Raw genomic sequence first — 24,238 nt, 5'->3', positions numbered from 1 at the left:
GCGTCAGACGCGCTTGAACACCAGCGTGCCGTTGGTACCGCCGAAGCCGAAGTTGTTCTTCACGGCTACGTCGATCTTCATGTCACGCGCGGTGTTCGCGCAGTAATCGAGATCGCACTCGGGGTCCTGGTTGAAGATGTTGATGGTCGGCGGCGACACGTTGTTGTGCAGCGCCAGCACCGTGAACACCGACTCGAGGCCGCCCGCGCCACCGAGCAGGTGACCCGTCATCGACTTCGTCGAGTTGACGACCATCTTGTACGCATGCTCGCCGAACGCCGCCTTCACCGCGTCCGACTCGTTCTTGTCGCCGAGCGGCGTCGACGTGCCGTGCGCGTTCAGGTACTGGACTTCATCCGGGTTCACGCCGGCGTCGCGCAGTGCCGCCACCATGCAGCGGCGCGGGCCATCCATGTTCGGCGCGGTCATGTGGTACGCATCGCCGGTCATGCCGAAGCCCGAGACTTCCGCATAGATCTTCGCACCGCGCGCCTTCGCCGATTCGTACTCCTCGAGCACCATCACGCCCGCACCCTCGCCCAGCACGAAACCGTCGCGGTCCTTGTCCCACGGACGGGACGCGGTGGCCGGATCGTCGTTGCGGGTCGACAGCGCACGCGCGGCCGCGAAGCCGCCGATACCGAGCGGCGACACCGTCGATTCGGCGCCGCCCGCGACCATCACGTCGGCGTCGCCGGCCTGGATCAGGCGCGCGGCGAGGCCGATGCTGTGCAGACCGGTCGTGCAGGCCGTGACCGCCGCGAGGTTCGGGCCCTTCAGGCCGAACATGATGCTCAGATGGCCCGAGATCATGTTGATGATCGAACCCGGCACGAAGAACGGCGAAATCCGGCGTGCGCCGCGATCGACGTAGGTCTGGTGCGTGTCTTCGATCATCGGCAGGCCGCCGATGCCGGAGCCGACCAGCACGCCGATGCGTTCCGCATTGGCTTCGTTCACTTCGAGGCCGCTGTCCCGCATGGCCTGGACGCCGGCTGCGATGCCGTAATGGATGAACGTATCCATGTTGCGGGCTTCCTTCGCCGGGATGTACTCCTCGGCGCTGAAACCCTTCACTTCGCCCGCGAAATGGCACGCGAGGTTCGACGCATCGAACTTCGTGACGGTGGCGATACCGGACTTGCCGGCGACGAGATTGGCCCAGCCGTCGGCAACATTATTGCCAACAGGCGAAATCAGCCCCAGGCCTGTAACGACAACACGACGGCGGCTCACGGTAACCTCTTTTCCATTGGATGACAAAAGCAAAAGCCACAGTGGCCACAGGAACCAGCCCTGCGAGCCCTGTGGCTGTTAGTCCGTCCGGCGCGGTTGCCGGCAGGATGGCGCGTCAAACGCGAAGATCGCGGCGACGTGGCAGACAAGCGCGAATGCGCTTACGCCTTGACGTTCGCGCGAGCGTAGTCGATCGCTTGCTGAACCGTCGTGATCTTCTCTGCTTCTTCGTCCGGGATTTCCATGCCGAACTCGTCTTCCAGAGCCATCACCAGTTCGACGGTGTCGAGCGAGTCGGCGCCCAGGTCGTTCACGAACGAAGCTTCGTTCTTGATCTCGGCTTCGGCGACGCCCAGTTGTTCAGCGACGATCTTCTTGACACGTTGTTCGATGTTGTCCATTACCCCTCCGAGGGAAAGTTCAGATTTACAAGTGCGCGCATTTTATCAGGTTTGCTGACGGCAAAACGCGCGTTGGCTTGATGGTCGATCAAGCACCGATCCGCCTGAAAAACGGGATACGGCGCGGATGGTAAACGAAAATCGTTACGACATGTACATGCCGCCGTTCACGTGCAGCGTCGTGCCGGTGATGTAACCGGCCTGCGGCGATGCGAGGAACGCGACGGCATGGGCGATGTCTTCCGGGCTGCCGAGGCGGCCGAGCGGAATCTGGGTCTTGAGCGCGGCCTGCTGTTCTTCCGGCAGCGTCTTCGTCATGTCGGTGTCGATGAAGCCCGGCGCGACGCAGTTCACCGTGATGCCGCGGCTGCCGATCTCGCGCGCGAGCGCACGCGTCATGCCCGCCACGCCTGCCTTCGCGGCCGCGTAGTTGGCCTGACCCGGATTACCGGCCGAGCCGACCACCGACGTGATGTTGATGATGCGGCCGCCGCGGGCCTTCATCATCGGGCGCAGCACCGCGCGCGACAGACGGAACACCGACTTCAGGTTGGTGTCGATCACCGCGTCCCAGTCCTCGTCCTTCATCCGCATCGCGAGCTGGTCCTGCGTGATGCCCGCGTTGTTGACGAGCACGTTGAGCGCGCCGAATTCCTTTACGGTCGCGTCGATCAGCGCCTCGGCAGCCGCCGCGTCGTTGACGTTCAACACCGCGCCGCGGCCGGTCACGCCCGCTTCCGCGAACCCGGCGGTAATCGCCGCAGCGCCCGATTCGCTCGTCGCCGTGCCGATCACCATCGCGCCGAGGCGCGCCAGTTCGAGCGCGATCGCCCGGCCGATGCCGCGCGACGCGCCGGTCACGATCGCAACCTGTTTATCGAGAGTCTTGTCCATGAATCGAATATCCGTCTCTTGAGGAAAGGCGCCGCGTCAGGCGGTCACGAGCTTCAGTGCTTCGTCGAGCGAAGCCGGATCGAACACCGACGCGCCGACCAGGTTGCCGTCGATGCGTTTCGTCAGGCCTGCCAGCACCTTGCCCGGCCCGCATTCGATCACGTGCGTGACGCCCGTGCCCGCGATGTGCTGCACGCATTCGACCCAGCGCACCGGGCCCGCGGCCTGGCGCACCAGCGCGTCCTTGATCGCGGCCGGATCGCTGACCACCGCGACGTCGATGTTGTTGACGACCGGAATCTGCGGCGCCTTCACGTCGACGTTCGCGAGATAGTCGCGCAGCTGGTCCGACGCCGGCTTGAGCAGCGACGAGTGGAACGGCGCCGACACCGGCAGCGGCAGCGCGCGCTTCGCGCCTTTCGCCTTCGCGATCTCGCACGCCTTCTCGACTGCCGCCTTCGCGCCCGCGATCACCACCTGCGCCGGCGCGTTGAAGTTCACGGCTTCGACGACACCCGCTTCCGCAGCCTCGGCGCACACCGCGCGCACCGTGTCGTCATCGAGCCCGAGGATCGCGGCCATGCCGCCCTGACCGACCGGCACGGCCGTCTGCATCGCCTGCGCGCGGAAGCGCACGAGCGGCACCGCGTCCTTGAACGCGATCGCGCCCGCGGCGACGAGCGCCGCGTACTCGCCGAGGCTGTGGCCCGCGACGATAGACGGCGCCGGGCCGCCGGCCTGCTGCCATGCGCGATAGCACGCGTAGGCGGCGGTCAGCATCACGGGCTGCGTGTTGGTGGTCAGATTCAGCTCGTCGGCCGGACCTTCGGCGATCAGCTTGCCGAGATCCTGATTGAGTGCATCGGATGCTTCCTGGAGCGTCTCGCGCACGACGGCCAGATCGGCGAACGCGTTGAGCATGCCGACCGACTGCGAGCCCTGCCCCGGAAATACGAATGCAAATTTCATATCGTCCCCAATTGAATCGATTCGGACGGCGCGCGCGAACGGCGCGCCGGTTCGGGATCCGCGCGCAGCAACTGCGCGCCGCGGATCAGAAGCGGAAGACCGACGCGCCCCAGGTGAAGCCGCCGCCGACGCCTTCGATCAACACGTGCTGGCCGCGCTGGATGCGACCGTCGCGCACCGCGGCGTCGAGCGCCAGCGGGATCGACGCCGCCGACGTGTTGCCGTGCTGATCGACCGTCACGACCATGCGCTCCTGCGGCAACCCGAGCTTGCGGCAAGTGCTGGTCATGATGCGGATGTTGGCCTGGTGCGGAATCAGCCAATCGACTTGCTCCGGTGCGAGATTCGCCTTCGCGAGCGCCTCGATCGCGACCTTTTCGAGCACGTTCACCGCGAGCTTGAACACGGCCTGCCCGTCCATGTGCAGGAACGCGCTGCCGTCGATCACGCCGCGATTGACGTTGCCCGGCGTGCAGAGAATGTTCGAGTAGCTGCCGTCCGCATGCAGCGCGCTGCCGAGCACGCCCGGCTCTTCCGACGCGGACAGGATCACCGCGCCCGCGCCGTCGCCGAACAGCACGCAGGTCGTGCGGTCCTTGAAATCGAGAATGCGCGAGAACGTCTCCGCGCCGACGACCAGCGCCGTGCGGTGCTGGCCGCTGCGGATGAAGCTGTCGGCCGTCGCCATCGCATACGCGAAGCCCGAGCACACGGCCTGCACGTCGAACGCGGCGCCGCCGTTCTTGATGCCGAGCTTGTTCTGCAGCAGGCAGGCCGTGCTGGGGAACACGAAATCGGGGGTCGAAGTCGCGACGATGATCAGGTCGATCGACTGCGGATCGATGTCGGCCGCCTCGATCGCCCGGCGCGACGCTTCGAGCGCGAGATCGCTGGTCGTGACGTCGGGCGCGGCGAAATGGCGCGCGTGGATGCCCGTGCGCGCCACGATCCATTCATCGCTCGTCTCGATGCCTTCCTTCGCGAGACGATCGGCAAGCTGCTGGTTCGTGACGCGGTCGGGCGGCAGATAGCTGCCCGTGCCGAGCACGCGGGAATAGAGAGTCGATTGGGCCATTTATGCTTTAGAGGATTGCGCAGCGGAAGGTTCGGCGTGATGGCCTGCGGCCGGGCTCGTCTGGCCCGCGCCGCCTGCGTCGTGTTCGCCGTCGCCGAGCGACACCGAATTGTCCGCCATCGCGCGCGCGAGGCGCTCCAGCACGCCGTTTTTGACGGCATCATACCCGCGTTTGATCGCCCACTCAAACGCGTAGGCGTCGGCCGAACCGTGGCTCTTGATCACGAGGCTTTTGAGCCCGAGCAGCGCCGCGCCGTTGTACTGGCGGTGGTCGACGCGCTTCTTGAAACGCATCAGCACCGGCAGCGCGAGCAGCGCCATCAGCTTCGACATCAGCGAACGGCCGAACTCCTCGCGGATGATGTCGGACAGCATCTGCGCGAGCCCTTCGGACGTCTTCAGCGCGACGTTGCCGACGAAGCCGTCGCAGACGATCACGTCGACCGTGCCCTTGTAGATGTCGTTGCCTTCGACGTTGCCGCGGAAATTCAGCGTGCTGGCGCGCAGCAGTTCGCCTGCGCGCTTGATCGTCTCGTTGCCCTTGATGACTTCTTCGCCGATGTTCAGGAGACCGATCGTCGGACGCTCCTTGCCTTCGAGCGCGGCGACGAGCGCGTGCCCCATCTCCGCGAACTGCAGCAGGTGCTGCGGCTCGCAGTCGACGTTCGCGCCCAGGTCCAGCATCATCGTGTAGCCGGTGGGGTTCGGCAGCGCGAACGCGATCGCGGGCCGCTCGATGCCGGGCAGCGTCTTGAGCACGTAACGGGAGACGGCCATCAGCGCGCCGGTGTTGCCGGCGGAGATGCAGGCCTGCGCCGCGCCTTCCTTCACGTGGTTGAGCGCGACACGCATCGAAGAATCCTTCTTCTTGCGCAGCGCGACTTCGACAGGGTCGTCCATCGCCACGACTTCGGTGGCGGGCACGATGGTCAGCGCGGGATCGTCGAGGGCTTTCAGCTTCTTCAGCTGCGCGCGGATCGCGCTTTCGATGCCGACGAGCATCAGGTGCGCATCGGGATGCGCGCGGACGAACTTGACTGCCGCGGGAACGGTCACGGACGGGCCGTGGTCGCCTCCCATGCAATCGATTGTGAGCTTTACGGTCATGGAATGCGACGAATTTCAGGCACAAAAAAGCGGCAGTTGAATGCCGCCTTTTTGTTGAGCCAGGAAAGTGTCAAGCGAACCAGTTGTCACGCGAACGGCGATCGTAGCGCGCAACGCGTGACTTGACGCTTAGTCGTTCTTCGTCTTGACGACTTTCTTGCCGCGATAGTAGCCGTTCGGGCTGACGTGGTGACGCAGGTGCACTTCACCCGTGCTCGGCTCGACTGCCAGCGGCGCTGCCGTCAGGAAATCGTGCGAACGATGCATGCCGCGCTTCGACGGCGACTTCTTGTTTTGCTGGACTGCCATGACTAACTCCTAAATAATTTTCCGGATTCTAACACAGCCCGATCCGGCGCTTAACTACCCTGGCCCAAAGCCCTTACGCCTTCCCGCGCCACAACTGCTTAGTGTTTCTTGCTGCCGTCTCCGTCCTTCTTCAACGCTTCCAGCGCTGCGAACGGATTCGGCCGTTTGCCTTCGTCCTCGTCTTCGGCGGACTCGTCGTCCGCGTCTTCCGAAGGACCGCTCGCACCCGACACGAGGCTTTCGTGAACTGCCGGGCAAACCTCGTGCTTGGGCACGAGCGGCAACGAAAGCAGCAACTCCTCTTCGATCAAGTCGACGAGATCGAACTGGCGCGAGCCCACGATCACATCGGCTTCATCGTCGTCGAGCGGAAATTCTTCAGCTTCTTCTTCGGTCGCGACGATCCGGTACGTCATGTCGACGTCGAACGTCTGGTCGTACGGCGTCATGCAGCGCTGGCACGTGAGCCACGCATAACCGTGCACCGCGAGGCGCAGATACGGCTGCTGCCCATCGGCGCCGTCGTCCTGCAGCTCCTTCTGGGTGAACCCTTCGGCCTGCCACGTGAAGACCGTGTCGCGATCGGGCGCGTCCGCCGGCACTTCGTTCAGCATGCGCGGCATTTGCGACAGGCGCACCGCACCGGCCGCCTGCCGCCCGCTGCGGGCGAATTCGAAGAGGTCGACTGCATGCGGATCAAGCGCTGCCGCAGGCTTGCCAGAAGAAGTGTTCATGTTGCGCTCCTGCCACGGGCTGACTTGCGGGATCCGGCTTGGCTGACGTCGCCCATTCGGCGCCGCCGTCGTCCGTGATCTGGGCCACGCACGATTGACGTACTGTACTTCCGAAGACCCGGCAGGCGCCACCGCAATGAAAGCCTGCCGACGAAAAGCGGGAAAGCATACCCGTTTTACCTTTTACGGTCAATCACTTATGCTTGCGTCCGCGCAACGCCGCATCACACCTGACGATTCACCAGCCCAACCGACCATGCCGGATACCGTTTGCCGCCCGCCGCGGCTGATTCTCGCCTCCAGTTCCCGCTACCGCCGCGCGCTCCTCGAGCGCCTCGGCGTGCCGTTCGACGTCGTGTCGCCCGACGTCGACGAAACGCCGCTCGCCGGCGAAACGCCCGCCGCGACCGCGCTGCGCCTCGCAGGCGCGAAGGCCCGGGCCGTCGCCGCGACCATCGACGCGCCGGACGGCGTGCTCGTGATCGGGTCGGACCAGGTCGCGACGTTCGACGGGCTGCAGATCGGCAAGCCGGGCACGCACGAGCGCGCGCTCGCGCAGCTCGTATCGATGCAGGGCCGCGACGTCGAATTCCATAGCGCGCTCTGCCTGTACGACAGCCGCACCGGCGAAACGCAGAGCGAGGACGTCGTCACGCACGTACGCTTCCGCACGCTGCCCGAAACCGAACTCGATGCATACCTGCGCGCGGAAACACCGTACGACGTCGCCGGCAGCGCGAAGTCGGAAGGGCTCGGGATCGCGCTGCTCGACGCGATCGACTCCAACGACCCGACGGCGCTCGTCGGCCTGCCGCTGATCGCGCTCACGCGGATGCTGCGCGCCGCCGGCTATCCGCTGTTCGCGAACCACGGAGACCGCGCATGACGGCCGGCACGCTCTATCTCGTCCCGAACACCCTCGGCGAAGGGGACGCATCGATGCTCGCCGCCGTGCTGCCCGCGGCCGTGCAGGCGCGCGCCGGCACGCTTGGCTATTACATCGGCGAAAACGCGAAAACGACGCGGGCGTTCCTGAAGAAGATCGGCACGACGCGACCGATCCAGGAAATCGAGATCCGCGAGCTGAACGTCAACACGCCGGCCGGCGAGATCGACCGTCTGCTCGCGCCGGTGCTGGCGGGCGCGGATGCCGGGCTCGTGTCGGAGGCCGGCTGCCCCGCCGTTGCCGATCCCGGCGCGCTGCTCGTGCGCCGTGCGCACGAGCGCGGCGTGAAGGTCGTGCCGCTCGTCGGACCGAGCTCGATCCTGCTCGCGCTGATGGCGTCTGGCCTGAACGGCCAGAGTTTCGCGTTCAACGGCTATCTGCCGGTCGATGCGGCCGCGCGCGCGAAGCGCCTGCGAGAACTCGAACAACTGTCGCGCAAGGCGCGCCAGACGCAGATCTTCATCGAGACGCCATACCGGAATCACGCGATGCTGGACACGCTGGTCGCGACCTGCGCGCCGTCGACGCAGATCTGCGTCGCGGCCGATCTGACCCTCGAGACGGAGACGATCGCCAGCCGTTCGGTGGCCGACTGGAAAAAGGCGCCCGCGCCGAATCTGCACAAGCGCCCCGCGATCTTCCTGCTGCTCGCGAACTGACCCTCGCGCCCGCTGCGGCCACGGCCCCGCTGCCATGGCCCATGCGCCGCCGCGCGGGCCGGCCGCCGCTCAGCGCAGGCTGAACGACGCGCCGCCCGCGGCGAGCGCCTTCATCGCCGCACCGCCGACCGCCGCGCCGAACTTGCGCGCGACGCGGTTCGTCAGGCTTTCCTTCACCGTGTAGTCGACGAGATCCGGCGCCTTCAGCACGTCGCGCGCGACCGTATCGGTCGTGCCGTAGCCGTCGGCGAGCCCGAGCTCGACGCTCTTCTCGCCCGTCCAGAACAGGCCCGAGAACATGTCCGGCGTCGCGTGCAGCCGCTTGCCGCGGCCATCCTTCACGGCCTTGATGAACTGCGCGTGCACCTGGTCGAGGAGTTCCTGCGCATGGGCGTCCATCTTCGGCGTCTCGGGCGAGAACGGATCGTAGAAGCCCTTGTTTTCGCCCGACGTGTGCAGGCGGCGCTCGACGCCGAGCTTGCCCATCAGCCCCGTGAAGCCGAAGCCGTCCATCAGCACGCCGATCGACCCGACGATGCTCGCCTTGTCGACGAAGATCTTGTCGGCGGCCGACGCGATGTAATACCCGCCCGATGCGCACATGTCGGTCACGACCACGTACAGCGGCTTGTCCGGATACTTCTTGCGCAGCCGGCGGATCTCGTCGTAGACCATCCCGGCCTGCACCGGGCTGCCGCCCGGGCTGTTGATCCGCAGCACGACACCGGCCGTGCCGTCGTCGTCGAACGCGGCATCGAGCGCCGTGTTGATGTCGTCCGCGTTCGCGTTGGTGCCGGCCGCGATCTCGCCGTCGATCGTGACGAGGGCCGTATGGCGTCCGCTCGTCGAGAACTTCGAGTCGCTCGAGAAATCGATCAGCGCGAACGCGAACAGCACGAACACGGCGAGGAACGCGAAGCGGAAGAAGATCTTCCAGCGCCGCGCGGCGCGCTGCTCCTTGACGGCCGCGAGCGCGATCCGTTCGAGCGCCGCACGCTCCCAGGTCGGTTCACGGCCGTCGGAGCGGGACGAGGAATCAGGGGTATTCGGTTGGTCGGCCATGCAGTGGTGTCGTCAGTCGATCGTGGCGGGAGGGGGCGGAGTCGGAGCCGCGGGACGCAGGTCGGCATCGGGCAGCCAGAATACCGCACGCCCGTCGGGCGTGTCGCGCTCGTCCACCTCGACGGGCCGCAGGCGGCCGCCGCGGCATGGGCCGCCCACGCACTTGCCGGTATCCGGCGCGTAGATGGCGCCGTGCGTCGCGCACATCAGGTAGAGGCCCGACGATTCGAAAAATTGCCCTTCGGCCCAGTCGAGCTCCATCGGCACGTGCGCGCAGCGATTCAGATAACCGTATGCACGACCGTCGTAGCGCACGAAGAACACGACCGCCTGTTCGCCGCGCAGCGTTGCGTCGACGCGCACGCCGGCGCCGCCGTCGGTCAGCGCGTCCGCTGCGCACACGCGCACGGCTTCCGGCGCCGCGCTCATGCGTGCTCCCGCAGCCATGCCGCGAGTGCGACGACGTCCGGCGCGACGAAGCGCGGCGTCAGCGCCGCCAGCGCATCGGCCGTGTGCGCGCCATACGAGACGCCGATGCCGGCCGCGCCCGCGCTCGCGGCCATTTGAAGATCGTGCGTGGTGTCGCCGATCATCACGGTGCGCGCCAGATCCTGCCCCAGTTCGCGGGTCAGCTCGTGCAGCATGGCCGGATGCGGCTTCGAGAACGTCTCGTCCGCGCAGCGCGTCGCATCGAACACGCTCGTCAGCTTCGATTGGTCGAGCACGCGGTTCAGGCCGACGCGACCCTTGCCGGTCGCGACGGCGAGCAGGTAGCCCAGGTCGCGCAGTTCCGCGAGCAATTCGCGCACGCCGGCGAACAGCTCGATGCGCTGGTCGTCCAGCAGATAGTGATAGCGGTAGCGCTCGGCCAACCGAGGATACTCGGACGGATCGAGGGTCGGCGCGGCAATCCGCAGCGCATCGCGCAGGCCGAGGCCGATCACGTAGCGCGACGCCTCGTCGGACGGCGTGGGCAAGCCGAGATCGCGGCACGCGGCCTGGATGCTGTGCGCGATGTGCGCAGTCGAATCCATCAGCGTGCCGTCCCAGTCGAAGACGATCAGATCAAATTGCTGTCGGGCCATGCGAGTCAGGCGGTATCGCGCAGAGCGCTGAGTTGATCGAGGAAGCGCCGGCATTCGTCCGGCAGCGGCGCGTCGAACTGCAGCGCGTCGCCGGTCAGCGGGTGCGCGAGCGTGAGGCGGTGCGCATGCAGGAACATCCGTTTCAGCGACGGCTGCGCGTTCGCGCGCGCCAGCGCCTTGTTCAGTGCGAAATCGCCATACTTGGCGTCGCCGGCGATCGGCAGGCCGAGATGCGCGAGATGCACGCGAATCTGATGGGTCCGGCCCGTTTTGAGTTCCGCTTCGACGAGTGCATAGCCGGGCCAGGTGTCGAGCAGGTTGAAAATCGTATGCGACGGCAACCCGTCGTCCTGCACGCGCACGCGGCGCTCCCCTTCCGGGGTCGAATACTTGAACAACGGCGCCTTCACCGCGCGGCGCCGGCCCCAGTCGGGTTGCCATTCGCCGTGTCCGCACGCGAAGTAGCGCTTGTCCATCCGGTTTTCGCGGATCTGCTCGTGCAGGCCGACGAGCGCCGAGCGCTTCTTCGCGAGCATCAGGATTCCGGACGTCTCGCGGTCGAGCCGGTGCACGAGTTCGAGAAACTTCGCGCGCGGGCGCGCCTGCCGCATCTGCTCGATCACGCCGAACGCGACGCCGCTGCCGCCGTGCACCGCGACGCCGGCCGGCTTGTTGATGACGAGCATCGCGTCGTCTTCGTACAGCACGTCGAACTGCGCGGGCGGCACGATCGGCGTGTCGGCGCGCGCGAGGTCCGCGGCCGCGACGCGCACGGGCGGCACGCGCACGAGGTCGCCGAATGCGAGGCGGTACTGTGCGTCGACCCGGCCCTTGTTTACACGCACTTCGCCGCTGCGCAGGATCCGGTAAATATGGCTCTTGGGTACGCCTTTACAGACGCGCAACAGGAAGTTGTCGATCCGCTGACCGGCCGAGTTTTCGTCGATCTGGATCATCGATACCTGGCCGCTTGCGACCGAATTCTGGGATATTTTGCCTAACTCATTCATACTGAATATAATTTTGCCCAGCCTGACGTTGAGGGTGGCCTGACAGGCCGGCCCCGGCTGATTCGGGCAAGGCGCAAGCGCAAACCGCTATTTTACTTGCGCCGGGGGTCCGCTGCTCGCCCCTAATCAAAGAGATGCAGCAAGTTGCACGCACGGCGCCGCCCGTCGGCAAGGATCGCGCCCACAGGCGGATTCGGTCGGCAAGGCGCCGCGGTAACGGAAAGTTGGTTGAAAAGAATTTGATCGGCAGCCCGACGGCGCGAAGTGCGTCCGCAGGCTGCAGGTTGCGAAAATTACGGCGTTGCGCCCGATTTGGCCCCGCGAAGCGTGCGGGGCTTGGCGACGTCAAACCAGGGAAGTACACCCCAGGCGGGAAAGTCGGGCTGGATTCGATACTCCCCGCTGCGGCCCAAGCCGCAGCATCTGCCGCCCGTCGGCGCGCGCGACGCATTGCGCGCGCCCCGTGGCAGTGCCCCGGTCTCAGGCTTAGCGCGCTTTTGCAGCGTGCGGTGTGTGGACGCCGTGCTTTGAAGCCGTGTTCGCAGGTGCCCTATGGCCGCCGGCCCCGTCTTTCGGGCCCAAGCGCCTCTTCAGGCAATTCTCCCCGCCATCCTTCCCGCTCCAGCGTGCTTGTGACAACACAACAAGGCGCGGCCTGCCGTCGTTCCCGCCCTCGCGACTGACAACCGTGAGGCGCCGGCAGCAGAGCCGCCTGGAGTCGTTCATGAAACGCATGCTGTTCAATGCGACGCAGCAGGAGGAGCTGCGCGTCGCCATCGTCGATGGGCAAAAGCTCATCGACATCGACATCGAGACAGCCGGGCGCGAACAGCGCAAGGGCAATATCTACAAAGGTGTCGTGACCCGCATCGAGCCGTCGCTCGAAGCCTGCTTCGTCAACTACGGCGAAGACCGCCACGGCTTCCTGCCGTTCAAGGAAGTCGCCCGCCAGTACTTCAAGGAAGGCATCGACATGCGCTCCGCGCGCATCCAGGATGCGCTGCGCGAAGGCCAGGAGCTGATCGTCCAGGTCGAGAAGGAAGAGCGCGGCAACAAAGGCGCCGCCCTCACCACCTTCATCTCGCTCGCCGGCCGCTACCTCGTGCTGATGCCGAACAACCCGCGCGGCGGCGGCGTGTCGCGCCGGATCGAAGGCGACGAGCGCCAGGAACTGCGCGAAACCATGGCGCAGCTGCAGATTCCGGACGGGATGAGCATGATCGCCCGCACCGCGGGCATCGGCCGCAGCGCCGAGGAACTGCAGTGGGACCTGAACTACCTGCTGCAGCTCTGGCGCGCGATCGAAGCCGCATCGCAAAGCGGCAACCCCGGCCAGCCGATGCTGATCTATCTGGAATCGAGCCTCGTGATCCGCGCGATCCGCGACTACTTCCAGCCGGACATCGGCGAAATCCTGATCGACACGACCGAGATCCATGATCAGGCCCGCGCGTTCATGGACATCGTGATGCCGGACAACGTGTCGAAGGTGAAGCGCTACCACGACGACGTGCCGCTGTTCTCGCGCTTCCAGATCGAGCACCAGATCGAGACCGCGTACTCGCGCACGGTGCCGCTGCCGTCGGGCGGCGCGATCGTGATCGACCACACCGAAGCGCTCGTCGCGATCGACGTGAACTCGGCGCGCGCGACCAAGGGCGCGGACATCGAGGAAACGGCGACCCGCACGAACCTCGAAGCGGCCGACGAAGTGGCCCGCCAGCTGCGCCTGCGCGACCTCGGCGGCCTGATCGTGATCGACTTCATCGACATGGAGTCGGCCAAGAGCCAGCGCGAAGTCGAGCAGCGCCTGAAGGACGCGCTCAAGCACGACCGTGCGCGGGTGCAGATGGGCAAGATCTCCCGCTTCGGGCTGATGGAACTGTCGCGCCAGCGGCTGCGCCCCGCCCTGTCGGAAGGCAGCCACGTCACGTGCCCGCGCTGTAACGGCACGGGCCACATCCGCGACACCGAATCGTCCGCGCTGCAGGTCCTGCGGATCATTCAGGAAGAAGCGATGAAGGAAAACACCGCGGCGATCCACTGCCAGGTGCCGGTCGAGGTGACCGCCTTCCTGCTCAACGAAAAGCGTCAGGAAATCAACAAGATCGAGTCGCGCTTCAAGGTCGGCATCGTGCTGATCCCGAACAAGCACCTCGATACGCCGCACTACAAGCTCGAGCGCCTGCGCCACGACGACGCGCGCCTCGACGATCCGCGCGCGTCCTGGAAAATGGCCGAGGAGGCCGCCCGCGAACTGGAGTCGGAAACCGGCTACAGCAAGCGCGCGGCAGACGTGAAGCCGAAGCAGGAAGCGGCGGTCAAGGGCATCACGCCCGAGAGCCCGGCGCCGCAGCGGCCGGTCGAGGCGGCGCCCGCACCGACTCCGGCTCCCGCGCCGGTCGCCGCGGCAAGCGGCGGCTTCATCGGCTGGCTGAAGGGCCTGTTCGGGATGTCGCCGGCTCCGGCGCCCGCGCCGGTCGTACAGGCACCGGCGAAGCAACAGGCTGCCCGTCCGGCCCGCGAACGGACCGAGAAGACCGAGCAGCGCGGCGGCGATCGCAACCGCAACCGTCGCGGCGGCGCCCAGCAGGCCCAGGGCGGGCGCGACCAGGCAGCGGCAGGCCGCGGCCAGTCGCAGCGCCAGGAACGCGAAGGCAAGGAAGCACGCGAGCCGCGTGAACCGCGCGAGGGCCGTGAGCCGCGTGAAGCCCGCGAGCCGCGCGAAAGCCGTGAAGGTCGCGAGGGCCGTGGTCCGCGTGAAGGCCGCGAACCGCGTGAACCGCGTGAAAGCCGTGAGCCGCGCGAACCGCGCGAGAACCGCGAACCCCGCGAGCGCGCCGAACAGCCGGAAACCGTCGACGCAGCCGGCCGAGGCGAGCGCCAGGAACGCGGCGAACGTCGCGAGCGCGGCGAGCGCCGCAAACCGACGCAACATGCGGCTACGCTCGAGACCGTGACCCGTGGCGAGAACCATCCGGAAGCGGAGGCAGAACAGGCCCTCGCGACCGCCGTGCCGGGCGCCGAAGTGGCTGCCGACGCGGAAGCCGGCGCACGCGACGGCGAGGAACGCCGCCGCCGCCGCCGCGGTCGCCGCGGTGGCCGTCGCGAGCGCGAGGAAGAAGGCGCGGCCGTCGAGCACGGCGCGGACGGTGAAGCCGCCGCGCAGCCCGTGACGGCGGAAGCCCCGAGCGCGATCGAGCCGGCTCATACGGCCGCACCGGCCGCGGTGGCAGCGGTTGCCGCAGCAGGCGCCGCCATTGCGGAAGCCGCGGTCGAGCAGCGCACCGAAGCGGCCGCACCGGCCGTGGTTGAGCCGCGACCGGCACCGGTTCGCGTCGAAGCGACGCCGGTCGCACCGCTTGTGCCGGTCGAGCAGCCGGCTCCGGCCGCCCCTGCCGCCGAACCGGCACCGGTCGCACCGGTCGCCGTGGCGGAAGCCGGCCCGGCTCCGGTCGAGGTGTCGCCGACCGACGCGTTCGAAGTGCCAGCCGCGGAAGCACCGGCCGCGCCGGCCGCGCCGGTTGCCGTCGCAACGCGGCAACCCGCGCCCGCCGAGCAAGCCGCACCGGCACAGGTCGCCGCAGCGGAAGCGGCTCCGGCAGTCGTCGAACCGGCTCACGTCGAAGCCGCACCGGTGGCCGCCGTCGCCGCACCGGCGCCCGCGCAACCGGCCGCCGCCGCTGCGCCGTCGAACCTCGACGCCGTGCTGCAACAAGCCGGGCTCGTGTGGGTGAATACGGACGCCGACAAGCTCCGCGCTGCGCAGGAAGCCGCGTCGCGCCTGCCGCGTCCGGTTCGCGTGCCGCGCGAACGCAAGGCGCTGCCGCCGGTAGACCCGACCCCGATGCAGCAGGTCGAAACGTCGCAGCGTTAAGCGGCGCGTCCCCGACCACGAAAAGCCCGCCGTCCGGCGGGCTTTTTGTTTTTCCCGCTGCGGGTTTCCGCCCACCGGCCCGGCCAGCCGCTTACGGCTAGAATAGAGATCTGGCTCGCACTTCCTCCAACATGTCCCGACGCATCATTCCTCTCACCGACGTCAGCGGGATGCCGGATGTCTCCGGCGTCGCGCACGCACCCGACGGCGCCCTGGCCGACACGCTCGCCCGGCCGCTGCGCGACCTGCGCATCTCGGTGACGGACCGCTGCAACTTCCGCTGCGTGTACTGCATGCCGCGCGACGTGTTCGACAAGAACTACCCGTTCCTCCCGCACAGCGCACTGCTCACGCACGAAGAGATCGAGCGCGTCGCGCGGCTGTTCGTCGCACACGGCGTCGAAAAGATCCGGATCACGGGCGGCGAACCGCTGCTGCGCAAGAACCTCGAATTCCTGATCGAGCGCCTCGCGCGCCTGACGACGCACGACGGCCGTCCGCTCGATCTGACGCTGACCACCAACGGCTCGCTGCTCGCGCGCAAGGCGCGCGCGTTGAAGGACGCCGGCCTCACGCGCGTGACGGTCAGCCTCGACGCGCTCGACGACGCGCTGTTCAAGCGCATGAACGACGCCGACTTCGCGAGCGCCGACGTGCTCGACGGCATCTTCGCCGCGCAGGCCGCCGGCCTCGCGCCGATCAAGGTCAACATGGTCGTGAAGCGCGGCACCAACGACGGCGAGATCCTGCCGATGGCCGAACGCTTCCGCGGCACCGGCGTGATCCTGCGCTTCATCGAATACATGGACGTCGGCACGTCGAACGGCTGGAACATGGCCGAAGTACTGCCGTCGGCGGACGTCATCGCACGGATCGCCGAACACTTCCCGCTCGTGCCGCTCGAGCCGCACACGGCGGCCGAAACCGCGCAGCGCTGGGGCTATGCGGACGGCAGCGGCGAGATCGGCGTAATCTCGAGCGTCACGCAGGCCTTCTGCGGCGACTGCACGCGCGCGCGGCTGTCGACCGAGGGGAAGCTGTACCTGTGCCTGTTCGCGTCGACGGGCCATGACTTGCGCGCGCTGGTTCGTGGCGGCGCGAGCGACGCCGAAATCGCGACCGCGATCGCCCGAATCTGGCAGGCGCGCACCGACCGCTATTCGCAGCTGCGCGGCAGCGCGGCCGGCGATGCCGCAGCCGAGCGCGCCGCCAAACGCGTCGAAATGTCGTACATCGGCGGCTGACGCGCGCCCGCCGTCCCGAATTCCCGCAATGTCCGCTTCCACCTCGCCTTCCGTCGCCGGCCTGCTGCTCGCGGGCGGTCGCGCGACGCGCATGGACGGCGCCGACAAGGGCCTGCAGTCGCTCGACGGCACACCGCTCGCACTGCACGTGCTTCGGCGGCTCGCGCCGCAGGTCGACGAAACGCTGATCAGCGCGAATCGCAACGCCGATCGGTACGCCGAACTCGGCGCGCCGTTCGCCGCGCGCATCGTCGCGGATGACACCCCCGATTTCCCCGGCCCGCTCGCGGGCCTGCTCGCCGGCATGCGCGCGGCACGCGCGCCGCTCGTCGCGTGCTCGCCATGCGACACGCCGTATTTGCCGGCCGATCTCGTCGCGCGGCTGCGCACGGCGCTCGACGCGCAGCACGCCGACATCGCGATGGCGGTGACCGTCGACGTGCAGCACGCGCGCTCGCCGCAGCCGACCTTCGCGCTCGTGCGCACGTCGCTCGCCGACGACCTCGCGGGTAGGCTCGCGGCCGGCGAACGCAAGGTGCGTGCGTGGTACGCACGCCACAAGACGGTCGAAGTCGAGTTTCGCGACGAGCGTGCGTTTTACAATGCCAACTCTTGGCAGGAACTCGCCGCGCTTGCCCGCCGTTGACGGCATGCAGCGCCGTTCCCGCCCGCCGCATGCGCCTGCGCGCTCGGGCGCCCTCGCCGCGCCACCGGCCACGAACCCGATACGCCTTGCGGCGCAGTCCGACTGATGATCACGCACTCCTCGCCCGCCTCCCGAACCGCACCCGATTCCGCGGCCCCGCTGTCGCTTGCCGACGCGCAGGCGCTCGCGTGCCGATTCGCGGTGCCGGTCGACGCGTGCGACACGGTGTCGCTGCATGATGCGCTGGACCGCGTGCTCGCGGCCGACGTGAATGCGCCGTTCGACATTCCTGCGTACGACAACTCGGCAATGGACGGCTATGCGTTCGACGCCGGCGCAGCGGCGCTCGCGTCCGCAGCCGACATCGCGCTGACGATTGCCGGCAGCGCGTACGCCGGCCATCCGTTCGACACCGCGGTCGCGCCCGGCGCATGCATCCGCATCATGACCGGCGCTCCGATGCCGGCCGGTTGCGACACCGTCATTCCGCAGGAACGCGTGCAGGTAGACGGCGACGTCGTGCGCTTCTCGGCACACGATGTCGCACGCGGCGCGAACTGCCGCCGGGCCGGCGAGGATCTCGCGCGCGGCGCGTGCGCACTTGCTGCCGGCCGCATCCTGCGCCCGTCCGATCTCGGCCTGCTCGCGTCGTTCGGCCTGCGCGAAGTGACGGTGCGCCGTCGCATCCGCGTCGCCGTGTTCTCGACCGGCGACGAGCTGCGCGAGCCCGGCGAGCCGCTCGACCGCGGCACGCTGTACGACAGCAATCGCGGAATGCTGATCGCGATGCTCGAGCGGCTGCACATCGACGCAGTCGATTTCGGGATCGTCCGCGACGATCCGGCCGCGCTCGAACGCGCATTGCGCGACGCCGTCGCGGCCGGCGCCGACGCTGTGATCACGTCGGGCGGCGTGTCGGTCGGCGAAGCCGACTTCACGCGCGACGTGATGGCGCGACTCGGCGACGTGACCTTCGCGAGCCTCGCGCTGCGGCCCGGCCGGCCGCTCGCATGCGGCACGCTCGCGCGCGCCGGCGAAGCCGGCGGCCACGTACTGTTCTTCGGGCTGCCCGGCAATCCGGTCGCGTCCGCCGTCACGTTCTACGCGATCGTGCGCCCCGCGCTGCTGACGCTGGCCGGCGCGCACGCGGCGCCGCCGGCGACGTACACGGCCCGCTGCACGTGCGCGCTGAAGAAGCGCGCGGGCCGCACCGAATACCTGCGCGCGATCGCGACGCGCGCCGCCGACGGCGAGTGGCACGTCGCACCGGCCGGCTCGCAGAGCTCCGCATCGCTGAGCGGGCTCGCGGCCGCGAACTGCTTCATCGTCCTGGGCCACGATACCGCGGCAGTCGACGCGGGCGCCCCGGTCGACATCCTGCCGCTCGACGGCCTGATCTGAAATCCAATCGGTATATCTCTACGGGGCAATCCGCACATGAAGAAGCAAATCTCGTCGATCGCCGCGGGGCAGACCGCGAAGGCACTGATCCTCGTCTACCTGACGTTCAGCGTGCCGATCGTGCTGCTCGGCATCCTGGTCGCGTACATCCGCTACGGGATGGTCGAGCTCAGCACGATCCTGAGCGCGCTGCTGCTGAACGCGATCCTCGGTTTCGTGTTGCTGTGGATCGCCTGCCACGCATACAACTGGGTTGCGTCGCGCTTCGGCGGCATCGAGATCGTGCTGTCCGATCCGCCGGAGGAAGCGTGAGCCGCGCGCCGCTGATCCGCGCGGCCGAAGCGCGCGACGTCGGCGCGATCCTCGCGCTGATGCGCGAGCTGGCCGAGTTCGAGAAGCTCACGCATCTGTTCGTCGCAACCGAAGCCGATCTCGCCGATGCGCTGTTCGGCGCACATCCGGCGGCCGAAGCGCTGGTGGCCGAGCGCGACGGCGCGATCGTCGCGTATGCGCTGTTCTTCCACAACTATTCGACGTTCCTCGGCCGTCGCGGCCTGTATCTGGAGGATCTGTACGTGCAGCCGTCGCAGCGCAGCTCGGGCCTCGGCACCGCGATGCTGCAGCATCTCGCGGCGCTCGCGATCGAGCGCCGCTGCGGCCGCTTCGAATGGTCCGTGCTCGACTGGAACCAGCCTGCGATCGACTTCTACGAGAAGATGGGCGCGACCGTGCTGCCGGAGTGGCGCATCGTGCGCGTCACTGGCGACGCGTTGAACGCGCTCGCCGCACGCTGACCGCACGCTGACCACGGGCCGGCCGCGACGCCGGGCACCGCGGCAAAACAAAAACGGTCGCCCGTTTTTCGTTCCCGCCGATTTCGGCCGCCGCCCACGCGATGCGTCATGCATCGTCGGCATCGGCGCCGTCCGCGGCGTCGGCGCCGAGCAGCCCGGCCGCCGTCTCACCGGGCAACGCCTCGACCTGCTTCAGCTTGCGGTTCATCACGCGCGTGCGCTGCTCGGCCGCCTCGATCGAGCGCGTAACCGTTTCGAGCTGCGCCTTCGTGCGCGCGAGCACGTCGCCGAACTTGCCGAACTCGGTCTTCACCGCGCCGAGCACCTGCCACACTTCGCTCGAGCGCTGCTCGATCGCGAGCGTACGGAAACCCATCTGCAAGCTGTTCAAGAGCGCGGTCAGCGTGGTCGGCCCGGCCACCGTCACGCGATAGTCGCGCTGCAGCAGGTCGGTCAGCCCCGGACGGCGCAGGATCTCCGCATAGAGCCCCTCGGTCGGCAGGAACAGCAGCGCGAAATCGGTCGTGTGCGGCGGCGCGACGTACTTCTCGGCGATCGTGCGCGCCTCCATCCGCACGCGCGCTTCGAGCGCCCGTGCCGCCTCCTCGACCGCGACCGAATCCGCGCGCTCCTGCGCATCGATCAGCCGCTCGTAGTCTTCGCGCGGGAATTTCGCGTCGATCGGCAGCCATACCGGCGGCGCGTCGTGCGTGCCCGCGTCGCGCCCCGGCAGCCGGATCGCGAACTCGACGCGTTCGGTGCTCTTCGGCACCGTCGCGACGTTCTTCGCATACTGGTCGGGCGTCAGCATCTGTTCGAGCAGCGCCTCGAGCTGCACCTCGCCCCACGTGCCGCGCGTCTTCACGTTCGTCAGCACTTTCTTCAGGTCGCCGACGCCGGCCGCGAGCGTCTGCATCTCGCCAAGCCCGCGGTGCACCTGCTCGAGCCGGTCCGACACGAGCTTGAACGATTCGCCGAGCCGCTGTTCGAGCGTCGCATGCAGCTTCTCGTCGACGGTGCGGCGCATCTCCTCGAGCTTCGCCGCGTTGTTCGTCTCGATTTCCTTCAGCCGTTGCTCGAGCGTCGCGCGCACTTCGCCGATCCGCCGATCGTTCGCTTCGGTCAGTTGCGTGAGCTGCCGATTCAGCGTGTCGCCGAACAGCCGCAGTGCGACAGTCTGCTCGTCGCGCGCCTGCTGCGCCTGACGCTGCACGCTTTCGCGCATCGCGTCGAACTGCTGCGCGTTGCCGGCGACGAGCTTGCCGAGCTGCTGCGCGAAACCGTCGATCTGGTTGTTCTGCACGGTCGCGATGCTCGTCAGCTGCGTTGCGAGCGTCTGCTGAAGCTGCGAGAAATTGCCGGCCAGCTCGGTACGCGAGCCGCGCGCGTTCTCGACGATCTCGCCGCGCAACTCCCGTTCGAGCCGCTCGAGCGCGAGCGCCTGCGCATGTGCGGCGTCCTCGATCTGGTCGCCGAGCATCGCCGCATCGTCGTGACGGCTGCCGCGCATGATCGCGACGATCGCCACCGCGAGGGCGACGGCCAGCACGACGATCGCGGCAAGCAACAGCGTCGTCGTCATGCGCGCGGCTTCCCTATGACCTCAGGGTTGATCGGATTCGGCGGCTGCCCCGCACGCGGCCCTTCGCCGAGCGCGGCGATCAGATTGTCGGCCGCGAGGTTCGCCATCGCGCGGCGCGTCTTCTCGGTCGCGCTCGCGATGTGCGGCGTCAGCACGACATTCGGCACCTCGAGCAGCGCCGGATGGACGTTCGGCTCGCCTTCATACACGTCGAGACCGGCCGCGGCGATCGTCCCGTCGCGCAGTGCGGCGGCCAGCGCCGCGTCGTCGACGATGCCGCCGCGCGCGATGTTGGTCAGCGTCGCGGTCGGCTTCATCTTCGCGAGCTCGGCCGCGCCGATCGTGTGATGGTTCTCCTTCGTATACGGCAGCACCAGCACGACGTGATCGGCGCGCGCGAGCAGCGCATCCTTCGACACGTATTCGGCATTCAGCTCGGCCTCGATCTCGGGCGCGACGCGCGAGCGGTTGTGATAGATCACCTGCATCCCGAAACCGCGTGCGCGGCGCGCGAGCGCCTGGCCGATGCGGCCCATTCCGATCACGCCGAGCGTCGAGCCGTAAATGTCGGTGCCGAGGAAGCCGTCGTACGCCCACTTCCGCCAATGGCCGGCACGCAGCCAGTGCTCGGATTCGGCGATCCGCCGCGCGGCGGCCATCATCAGCGCCCAGCCGAAATCGGCGGTCGACTCGTTCAGCACGTCGGGCGTGTTGGTGCCGAGCACGTTCGCCGCGTTGAACGCGGCCATGTCGAAATTGTTGTAGCCGACCGCCATGTTCGCCACGACGCGCAGGCGCGGCGCCGCCGCGAGCTCCGCCGCGCCGACCGGGTCGCCGGCCGTCAGCGCACCGTCCTTGTCGGCGAGACGCGCGGCGAGCGCGTCGGGGGCAAGCGCGTCGCCGTTGTTCCAGTCGACTTCGAAATACTGCTCGAGCCGTTCGATCACGTCCGGAAAAATCGGACGTGCGACCAGGATCTTCTGCATCGCCATCTCCGCATGCCGCGGCCGGAACGCGGCGCGCCGTGCGCCGCCGGATCCATCCGCGCTTGGTTGAAAATCGTCAGCCTACGCCGGGAAGAAGATCCACGACGTCAGCAGGAATACCGGCACCAGTATCACGAGCGCCCAGCCGAGATACGCGAAGAAGCTCGGCATCCTCACGCCGCGCGACTCCGCGATTGCCTTCACCATGAAGTTTGGCGCATTGCCGATGTAGCTGTTCGCGCCCATGAACACCGCCCCCGCGGAAATCGCGGCGAGCGTCGTCGCGCCGGTGGTCATCAGCGCCTGTGCATCGCCGCCCGCGAGGTTGAAGAACACGAGATAGGTCGGCGCGTTGTCGAGGAACGACGACAACAGGCCGGTCGCCCAAAAGTACATCGCGTCGATCGGCTTGCCGTCGGGGCCCGTGACGAGATGGACGATCTGCGCGAACGCGCCGTCGGCGCCCGCGCGCAGGATCACGATCACCGGCGCGATCGTCACGAAGATGCCCGCGAACAGTTTCGCGACTTCCTCGATCGGCGCCCAGTTGAACGCATTGCCGTCGCGTGCCGAACGCGGCGTCAGCGCGAGCGACGCGAGCGCCACGACGGCGAGCGCGACGTCGCGCACGAGGTTCTGCAGCGCGACGTGCGTGCCCCACACGTCGAACGCGATGCCCGGTTTCCAGATGCCGCTCATCAGCACGAGGCCGATCACGGCCGCGAGCAGCACGAAATTGATCTTGCCGTCGATCGACAGCGCGGTGTCGTCGGGCGTCGGGTCGAGCGCGGCCGGCCGCTCGTCGCCGCCCTTCCGGTAGAAATACGTATCGAGCACGAAGAACAGCGTCAGCAGCACCGCACAGATGAACAGCATCGGCAGCGCGAGGTGCGTGGTCGTCCAGAAGAAGCTCACGCCGTTCAGGAAGCCGAGGAACAGCGGCGGATCGCCGAGCGGCGACAGCGAGCCGCCCGCATTCGCGACGAGGAAGATGAAAAAGATCACGACATGCACGACGTGCTTGCGGTTGTCGTTCGCGCGCAGCAGCGGGCGGATCAGCAGCATCGCGGCGCCGGTCGTGCCCATCACGCTCGCGAGCAGCGTGCCGAGCGCGAGGATCGCGGTGTTCAGCTTCGGCGTGCCGTGCAGATTGCCGTTCACGCAGATGCCGCCCGCGACCGTGTACAGCGCGGTCAACAGCACGATGAACGGGATGTACTCCTCGAGCAGCGCGTGCACGAGCGTGCCGAACGCGGTGCCCGTACCGAACGCGGCGGCGAACGGCACGAGGAACGCAATCGCCCACGCCGCGGCGATCTTGCCGAAGTGGTGATGCCAGAACACAGGGGCGACGAGCGGGAACACGGCGATCGACAGCAGGATCCCGGCGAACGGGATGCCCCAGAGCGCGGACAGCGCGGCACCGTCGAGCGTAGCGGCCGATGCGAGCGACGGAACGGCGCCAAGCGCGGCTCCCGACGCCATGCCCGCCCAGGCGGCATGTCGTTTCATGCAGGACTTCCTTGTTCGAATGAAATGAAATTCAGCGGGCGCGTCATGCGCCGCGCACGATGATCGCGTGAACGCGGTACGGGCCGTGGGCGCCGAGCACGATGGTCTGTTCGATGTCGCCCGTGCGCGACGGGCCCGATACGAAGTTGACCGCGCGCGGCAATTCGCCGCGTTCCGCGCGAATCAGCGCGAATGCATCTTCATGGCCGGCGACGATCCGCGACGCCGGCACGATCGCGATGTGCGTCTCCGGCAGCAGGCCGGCCGATGCATACGTGTCGGGGCCGGACAGCAGCACCAGTGAACCGGTTTCGGCAGTCGCGCAGAAGCAGCCGGTCAGGCCGACGAGATCGCCGTCGCGCGGCTTGCGGCATTCGACCGACAGGCCTGCGCCGGCCCAGTCGAGCTCGGCCAGCGTACGCCACGCGACGGCCTGCGCGGGCAGGCCATGAGCAGCAAGATAGCGGGCGGCGGCGGCAGGCGCGTCGGCCAGTGTCGCGACTTCGTCGACGGTCGTCGACAGGCGCGCCGCTTCGTCGACGAACGCGGCGACGAGATCGGCCGGCACCGGCGGGCGCGGCCCTTCGGGATGACGAGCGAGATAGTCGGCGACGCCGTCGCGCTCCGCTGCATCAGGCTCGGGCGCGCGTCCTTGCGCCGCGCGAATGCGTGCGAGGATCTGGCGACGGGCAGCGGAAGTGTCCATGAA

24 protein-coding genes are annotated in these 24,238 nt (G+C 67.9%); 8 read left to right on the top strand and 16 right to left on the bottom strand.

What is annotated here, in order from left to right:
* Nucleotides 1–3: 3 nt before the first annotated feature.
* From fabF to BSE24067_RS26400, 8 genes are all read right to left on the bottom strand, one after another.
* Nucleotides 4–1,236, bottom strand: a complete 1,233-nt coding sequence (gene fabF, locus BSE24067_RS26435) for a beta-ketoacyl-ACP synthase II (RefSeq protein WP_151065599.1) — start codon at nucleotides 1,234–1,236, stop codon at nucleotides 4–6.
* Between the two features lie 161 nt (nucleotides 1,237–1,397).
* A complete protein-coding gene (gene acpP, locus BSE24067_RS26430) occupies nucleotides 1,398–1,637 on the bottom strand; it encodes an acyl carrier protein (RefSeq protein WP_004197638.1) in 240 nt (79 codons plus the stop codon).
* A gap of 144 nt (nucleotides 1,638–1,781) precedes the next feature.
* Entirely contained in the window at nucleotides 1,782–2,531 is a 750-nt protein-coding gene (gene fabG / locus BSE24067_RS26425) for a 3-oxoacyl-ACP reductase FabG (RefSeq protein WP_151065598.1), read from the bottom strand.
* A gap of 36 nt (nucleotides 2,532–2,567) precedes the next feature.
* Complete coding sequence (gene fabD / locus BSE24067_RS26420) at nucleotides 2,568–3,500, bottom strand: ACP S-malonyltransferase (RefSeq protein WP_151065597.1); 933 nt, start codon at nucleotides 3,498–3,500, stop codon at nucleotides 2,568–2,570.
* Between the two features lie 85 nt (nucleotides 3,501–3,585).
* Nucleotides 3,586–4,575, bottom strand: coding sequence for a beta-ketoacyl-ACP synthase III (locus BSE24067_RS26415; RefSeq protein ID WP_151065596.1), 990 nt, complete (start codon nucleotides 4,573–4,575; stop codon nucleotides 3,586–3,588).
* Complete coding sequence (gene plsX, locus BSE24067_RS26410) at nucleotides 4,576–5,682, bottom strand: phosphate acyltransferase PlsX (protein ID WP_057928056.1); 1,107 nt, start codon at nucleotides 5,680–5,682, stop codon at nucleotides 4,576–4,578.
* 129 nt (nucleotides 5,683–5,811) lie between these two features.
* Nucleotides 5,812–5,991 carry a 50S ribosomal protein L32 gene (gene rpmF, locus BSE24067_RS26405; protein ID WP_006051932.1) on the bottom strand — a complete coding sequence of 60 codons (180 nt, stop codon included), beginning with the start codon at nucleotides 5,989–5,991 and terminating at the stop codon, nucleotides 5,812–5,814.
* Nucleotides 5,992–6,089: 98 nt separating this feature from the next.
* Nucleotides 6,090–6,725, bottom strand: a complete 636-nt coding sequence (locus BSE24067_RS26400) for a DUF177 domain-containing protein (RefSeq protein WP_151065595.1) — start codon at nucleotides 6,723–6,725, stop codon at nucleotides 6,090–6,092.
* Between the two features lie 256 nt (nucleotides 6,726–6,981).
* Between BSE24067_RS26400 and BSE24067_RS26395 the strand changes: the two genes are divergently transcribed.
* Nucleotides 6,982–7,611, top strand: coding sequence for a Maf-like protein (locus tag BSE24067_RS26395; protein ID WP_151065594.1), 630 nt, complete (start codon nucleotides 6,982–6,984; stop codon nucleotides 7,609–7,611).
* On the top strand, nucleotides 7,608–8,330 hold the full coding sequence (locus BSE24067_RS26390) for an SAM-dependent methyltransferase (protein ID WP_059447957.1): 723 nt from the start codon (nucleotides 7,608–7,610) through the stop codon (nucleotides 8,328–8,330). Before BSE24067_RS26395 ends, BSE24067_RS26390 begins: the two co-directional genes overlap by 4 nt.
* 69 nt (nucleotides 8,331–8,399) lie before the next feature.
* Here BSE24067_RS26390 and BSE24067_RS26385 read toward each other — a convergent pair whose 3' ends face one another.
* Genes BSE24067_RS26385 through BSE24067_RS26370 form a run of 4 tightly spaced genes read right to left on the bottom strand, consistent with a single transcriptional unit; the run spans nucleotide 8,400 to nucleotide 11,487 of the window.
* A complete protein-coding gene (locus BSE24067_RS26385; RefSeq protein WP_151065593.1) occupies nucleotides 8,400–9,392 on the bottom strand; it encodes a S49 family peptidase in 993 nt (330 codons plus the stop codon).
* 12 nt (nucleotides 9,393–9,404) lie between these two features.
* Nucleotides 9,405–9,821: a Rieske (2Fe-2S) protein gene (locus BSE24067_RS26380; RefSeq protein ID WP_151065592.1), complete on the bottom strand. Its 417-nt coding sequence runs from the start codon at nucleotides 9,819–9,821 to the stop codon at nucleotides 9,405–9,407.
* Entirely contained in the window at nucleotides 9,818–10,477 is a 660-nt protein-coding gene (locus tag BSE24067_RS26375; protein ID WP_151065591.1) for an HAD-IA family hydrolase, read from the bottom strand. Before BSE24067_RS26375 ends, BSE24067_RS26380 begins: the two co-directional genes overlap by 4 nt.
* A 5-nt stretch (nucleotides 10,478–10,482) precedes the next feature.
* Nucleotides 10,483–11,487 carry an RluA family pseudouridine synthase gene (locus BSE24067_RS26370; RefSeq protein ID WP_151065590.1) on the bottom strand — a complete coding sequence of 335 codons (1,005 nt, stop codon included), beginning with the start codon at nucleotides 11,485–11,487 and terminating at the stop codon, nucleotides 10,483–10,485.
* 724 nt (nucleotides 11,488–12,211) lie between these two features.
* Here BSE24067_RS26370 and BSE24067_RS26365 point away from each other — a divergent pair.
* The 6 genes from BSE24067_RS26365 (at nucleotide 12,212) to BSE24067_RS26340 (ending at nucleotide 19,449) form a co-directional block, all read left to right on the top strand.
* Complete coding sequence (locus tag BSE24067_RS26365; RefSeq protein ID WP_151065589.1) at nucleotides 12,212–15,364, top strand: Rne/Rng family ribonuclease; 3,153 nt, start codon at nucleotides 12,212–12,214, stop codon at nucleotides 15,362–15,364.
* Nucleotides 15,365–15,495: 131 nt separating this feature from the next.
* Nucleotides 15,496–16,608 (top strand): GTP 3',8-cyclase MoaA, encoded by a 1,113-nt coding sequence (gene moaA, locus BSE24067_RS26360; protein WP_151065588.1) that lies wholly within the window; start codon nucleotides 15,496–15,498, stop codon nucleotides 16,606–16,608.
* Between the two features lie 28 nt (nucleotides 16,609–16,636).
* Complete coding sequence (gene mobA / locus BSE24067_RS26355; protein WP_151065587.1) at nucleotides 16,637–17,254, top strand: molybdenum cofactor guanylyltransferase MobA; 618 nt, start codon at nucleotides 16,637–16,639, stop codon at nucleotides 17,252–17,254.
* Between the two features lie 105 nt (nucleotides 17,255–17,359).
* Entirely contained in the window at nucleotides 17,360–18,655 is a 1,296-nt protein-coding gene (gene moeA / locus BSE24067_RS26350) for a molybdopterin molybdotransferase MoeA (RefSeq protein ID WP_151065586.1), read from the top strand.
* 36 nt (nucleotides 18,656–18,691) lie between these two features.
* Nucleotides 18,692–18,967 carry a hypothetical protein gene (locus tag BSE24067_RS26345; protein WP_006476519.1) on the top strand — a complete coding sequence of 92 codons (276 nt, stop codon included), beginning with the start codon at nucleotides 18,692–18,694 and terminating at the stop codon, nucleotides 18,965–18,967.
* Nucleotides 18,964–19,449 carry a GNAT family N-acetyltransferase gene (locus tag BSE24067_RS26340; RefSeq protein WP_151065585.1) on the top strand — a complete coding sequence of 162 codons (486 nt, stop codon included), beginning with the start codon at nucleotides 18,964–18,966 and terminating at the stop codon, nucleotides 19,447–19,449. The genes BSE24067_RS26345 and BSE24067_RS26340 overlap by 4 nt, the downstream gene beginning before the upstream one ends.
* Before the next feature lie 106 nt (nucleotides 19,450–19,555).
* Here BSE24067_RS26340 and BSE24067_RS26335 read toward each other — a convergent pair whose 3' ends face one another.
* The 4 genes from BSE24067_RS26335 to BSE24067_RS26320 all read right to left on the bottom strand — a co-directional run bounded on the left by BSE24067_RS26335 (nucleotide 19,556) and on the right by BSE24067_RS26320 (nucleotide 24,235).
* The gene (locus tag BSE24067_RS26335; protein ID WP_151065584.1) at nucleotides 19,556–21,031 is read right to left on the bottom strand and encodes a DNA recombination protein RmuC; all 1,476 of its coding nucleotides are present in this window, start codon (nucleotides 21,029–21,031) and stop codon (nucleotides 19,556–19,558) included.
* On the bottom strand, nucleotides 21,028–22,017 hold the full coding sequence (locus tag BSE24067_RS26330) for a 2-hydroxyacid dehydrogenase (RefSeq protein WP_151065583.1): 990 nt from the start codon (nucleotides 22,015–22,017) through the stop codon (nucleotides 21,028–21,030). Before BSE24067_RS26330 ends, BSE24067_RS26335 begins: the two co-directional genes overlap by 4 nt.
* A gap of 81 nt (nucleotides 22,018–22,098) precedes the next feature.
* Nucleotides 22,099–23,529: a sodium:proton antiporter gene (locus tag BSE24067_RS26325; protein WP_151065582.1), complete on the bottom strand. Its 1,431-nt coding sequence runs from the start codon at nucleotides 23,527–23,529 to the stop codon at nucleotides 22,099–22,101.
* Between the two features lie 43 nt (nucleotides 23,530–23,572).
* Complete coding sequence (locus BSE24067_RS26320) at nucleotides 23,573–24,235, bottom strand: LutC/YkgG family protein (protein WP_151065581.1); 663 nt, start codon at nucleotides 24,233–24,235, stop codon at nucleotides 23,573–23,575.
* Nucleotides 24,236–24,238 lie beyond the last annotated feature (3 nt).

The organism is Burkholderia latens, from assembly GCF_902499045.1.
Classification (GTDB): domain Bacteria; phylum Pseudomonadota; class Gammaproteobacteria; order Burkholderiales; family Burkholderiaceae; genus Burkholderia; species Burkholderia latens.
This window is presented reverse-complemented; position numbering and strand designations above follow the sequence as displayed.